At 33.1% G+C, this 3,648-nt stretch carries 5 protein-coding genes; 1 reads left to right on the top strand and 4 read right to left on the bottom strand.

The window, feature by feature from the left end:
* Window positions 1-144 precede the first annotated feature (144 nt).
* The 4 genes from B4H69_RS07590 to B4H69_RS07575 all read right to left on the bottom strand — a co-directional run bounded on the left by B4H69_RS07590 (window position 145) and on the right by B4H69_RS07575 (window position 3,113).
* Window positions 145-402, bottom strand: a complete 258-nt coding sequence (locus B4H69_RS07590) for a hypothetical protein (protein WP_280046417.1) — start codon at window positions 400-402, stop codon at window positions 145-147.
* Complete coding sequence (locus B4H69_RS07585) at window positions 356-517, bottom strand: hypothetical protein (RefSeq protein WP_291093379.1); 162 nt, start codon at window positions 515-517, stop codon at window positions 356-358. The genes B4H69_RS07590 and B4H69_RS07585 overlap by 47 nt, the downstream gene beginning before the upstream one ends.
* Window positions 518-1,018: 501 nt before the next feature.
* Window positions 1,019-2,170 (bottom strand): iron-containing alcohol dehydrogenase, encoded by a 1,152-nt coding sequence (locus B4H69_RS07580; RefSeq protein ID WP_038330306.1) that lies wholly within the window; start codon window positions 2,168-2,170, stop codon window positions 1,019-1,021.
* Window positions 2,171-2,234: 64 nt separating this feature from the next.
* A complete protein-coding gene (locus B4H69_RS07575; RefSeq protein ID WP_038330308.1) occupies window positions 2,235-3,113 on the bottom strand; it encodes a helix-turn-helix domain-containing protein in 879 nt (292 codons plus the stop codon).
* A gap of 225 nt (window positions 3,114-3,338) precedes the next feature.
* On the opposite strand from B4H69_RS07575, the gene B4H69_RS07570 reads away from it, so the two are divergent.
* A partial coding sequence (locus B4H69_RS07570; RefSeq protein WP_414647217.1) for a cation:proton antiporter occupies window positions 3,339-3,648 on the top strand: 310 nt, incomplete at its 3' end.

Below are 3,648 nucleotides of genomic sequence, written 5' to 3'. Positions count from 1 at the left end.
AATACCTAAGCCATACTATGGGACCTCCTTCTAATTTCAAATATTTTTAATAATCTTGTTCTACGATTTCTTTGGCTAATTCAATTTTAATTCCTTTGTATTTCACGTATTTATTACATAATGTTTTAGGACAGGGGAATTGGTCTAATTCCAATTCAGTTTTAATTTAATTAGGAATGGTTTTATCATGAAATAGAAAACAATTACCCTTGTAGAAAATAAAAATGATAAATTTAATATTGCTGCATATTCTAAACCTTGTTGCATTCCTGCACCCACACTATGATTATTTTCTTTAATTTCAATAATTCCGATTGGAATATTCGGTTTATAGTATAAAATATAGTCTGCACGTTTATTTACCACGAGCAGTAAGATTTCCACAAATATGAATGCGTGCATCTGTAAAAGTCTTTTGTTCAAAATATGGATGCATTCTATCACATCCAGCATTTTCTTTCGCAGGAGTAATTAATTTAGTACTGATATCTTTTTCAGAAAATTGACGTTTATCCATAGTAAAAGTTTAGGAAATAAATAAACAAAATCAAATAACGAATAATATCAAAATAATAGATAAATATTTACGGAAACCATAATTGTATTAATTCATCAAAATTATGTGTCATATACGACAAAGTAGGACATTTAGAGATATTATTGTACCATAATATCAAAGAATAAGATAGAGTAGAAGTAGTAAATAAGATCTAAGCTTAGGTAATGGATGTTAATGAGATATAGATCAAGTACAATAACAGTAATTTTAATGAAATAGTTAAGGATTTTGAAACTGAATAATTTTCATCAATAAATCGAATGTCGAAGAAAAAAATCTAGAAAATAATGTAATGTACCGAAAATCCTTTAAAACAGTTAACACCGAACGAACACCGAACGAAGTACGGACAAACACCAAACAAACCTAACAGAAAATTTTTCGGTTAAGATAGAATTAAAAACCTCAATTATCATTCGATAATTGAGGTTAGGAGTTATATTACAAAGTCTTAATAGATTAGTCTTGGTAAACTAAACCTTCGTAACAGATATTGTAAATTTCTTTTAACTCTTCTAAAGTTGGTACTCGTGGATTAAATCCTGTACAAGGATCAACTAAAGCATTATTAGCAATATAATCTAAGTTTTTATCCCAATCTTCTTTTGAAATACCAAATTCTTTAATCGATCCAATATTATTCACTTCGCTTCTTAACGTTTCAATAGCTTGTGCTAATTCTTCAGCCGTTGATTTTCCAATAACTTTTGCTAAATCAGGAAAACGATCTGAAACTTTTGCGTTATAACGAATAACATTAGGTAAAAAGATGGCATTCGACATACCGTGAGGGATTCCGTATAATGCCCCAACTTGGTGAGATAATGAGTGAACAATTCCTAACCATGCATTATTAAATGCTAAACCTGCCATAAAAGATGCATCGTGCATGTTTTGACGAGCTTTGATGTTCGTAGGGTTATTCACCGCTTCTTTTAAGTTATCAAAAACAATTTCTAAACCTCCTTTCGCTAAAACATCAGCGTAGTTATTTTCAATATTCGATACATAAGCTTCTACACAATGTGTTAAAGCGTCTAATCCTGTATTTGAAGTTATGTGAGCAGGCATAGAAGCACAAATTTCTCCGTCTATAATGGCAACATCCGGTGTTAATTCGTAAGAAACGATAGGGTATTTCACACCTTTTTCACGATCTGTAATTACGGCTAAACCAGTTGTTTCTGTTCCTGTTCCACTTGTAGAAGGAATCGCAATAAATTTTGCTTTTTTTCTTAACGTAGGTACAGTAAATGGTGTTGTCATGGCATCAAAATCAGCATCAGGATGTTCGTAGAAAACCCACATCATTTTTGCAGCATCAATTGCTGAACAACCACCTAAACCAACAATCCAATCTGGTTGAAATTCACGCATAGCTTCAGCACCTTTAAAACTTGTAGCTGAAGAAGGATCTTCTTCAACCCCATCAAATACAATAGTTTCTATACCAGCTTCATTTAAATATGCAATCGCCTTATCTAAAGTTCCACTTTTACGCATAGAACTTCCTCCAGTTACAATAAATGCTTTTTTACCTTTGATATTTTTTAATTCGTCTAAAGATCCAGCGCCATGAAATACTTCACCCGCAACAAATAATTTACTCATTTTATATTTTATTTTATTCGGCAAAGTTAGCGGCTAAAATGTCTTTACTATTATACAAACAGGACTACGTGTTATACATTTGAGCCAATTCTTGTTGTAATTGTGTAGGGGTTTCGTTCAATTTTGCTTTTACAAATTTATTCAAAGCAGCAGGTGAATTAAAGCCTAAATCAAAAGCAATTTCTTTATGAGGACGATCTCCAAACATCAGCTGGCGTTTAATTTCCGTTAAGATGCGGTGATGAATGGCATCAATAGCCGTTTCTCCACAATGCTTTTTCGTAATGGTGTTTAATTTTTTAGGCGTGATGTGCAATTGATCCGCATAATACTGAACCGTACGTTGAGTTTTGTATCGCTCGTTCAAGAGTTTTTTAAAATGCACATATAATTGTTGATCGCTGCTATGAGATGTCGAAAGTAAGGCGTGTTGGCCATGTACAGATTCAATCAGCGATAATAAAAACGTTTTAATAAAAAAACGTGCTTGTTCTTTCTTGATCAAACTAGGGTGGTGATAAATATCTTGTACAATTTTTACAGTGCGTAAGCCTTCTTTAAATGGTTCTTCTTCTAAAATTGTGCAATTCAATTGGGTGGATAAATTGACATTGTATACGCTAAGTTCATTCTTAAGAATATCCGAACAAAAAAGCACTTCATCAAAAAGTATAAGTTTTCCTTTTATTTGTTCAGATTGAACTTGTATTAAACTGGCCTGATGAGGGAAAATAACAGCTACTTTATGAGGACGAAGAATATGTTTATTTTCTTCAACTTGTAAAGCCAGAATGCCTTCTTCAACCATCAAGACACAAAAGTGTGTATTTTGATGAGGTATGGTATAGGGGGCTAAAGTAGCGGATGTAAAATCGAATACACGAAAAGATAAATTTTCGTCTTCTCTTTTTTGATTAAAATCTTTTAGGTGATACTGCTTCATTTCGTTTTCTTCATTCGATTTCGTTACAAAATTAGAATAAAACTATAGGATATCGAATTAAATTTGTAAATTTTCAGCGAAAAGTGGATACGAATTTTGATAACGCAGCCAATGCTTCACATACTCAATAAAATAAGATATACTTATTGCGACGAGGGTTACCTGGTAAGCGGTGTAAGAAAAGCTTTCGAGAAACTTCTTTAATCAAAAAAATCTAAAAACTAAATGCTAGAGAATCTCACATTTTACCTGATCCTAGTAATCATCACCGTTTTGCTGGTGATGCTTGCCAAAAAAATAAAAGTTGCATATCCGGTTTTGCTGGTCCTGGCCGGTCTGGGCATCAGTTTTATTCCCGGCACGCCTAAAATTCATATAGAACCTGAACTAATATTTTTTATATTCCTGCCGCCACTTTTGTATGAAGCTGCCTGGGCGACTTCTTGGAAAGAATTATGGCGCTGGCGCAGGATTGTGGTCAGTTTTGCTTTCGTGGTAGTGTTTATTACCTCTTTGGTTGTAGCTTTTGTCGCCG

Origin of the sequence: Empedobacter sp. UBA6745 (assembly GCF_002453775.1) — a bacterium.
In the GTDB taxonomy this organism is placed as follows: Bacteria; Bacteroidota; Bacteroidia; order Flavobacteriales; family Weeksellaceae; genus Empedobacter; species Empedobacter falsenii_C.
This window is presented reverse-complemented; position numbering and strand designations above follow the sequence as displayed.

Excerpts from the sequence above, each read along its gene's own strand:
- B4H69_RS07590 (WP_280046417.1), bottom strand. The coding sequence starts at position 402 with ATGCACGCATTCATATTTGTGGAAATCTTACTGCTCGTGGTAAATAAA.
- B4H69_RS07580 (WP_038330306.1), bottom strand. The coding sequence starts at position 2,170 with ATGAGTAAATTATTTGTTGCGGGTGAAGTATTTCATGGCGCTGGATCT.
- B4H69_RS07575 (WP_038330308.1), bottom strand. The coding sequence starts at position 3,113 with ATGAAGCAGTATCACCTAAAAGATTTTAATCAAAAAAGAGAAGACGAA.
- B4H69_RS07585 (WP_291093379.1), bottom strand. The coding sequence starts at position 517 with ATGGATAAACGTCAATTTTCTGAAAAAGATATCAGTACTAAATTAATT.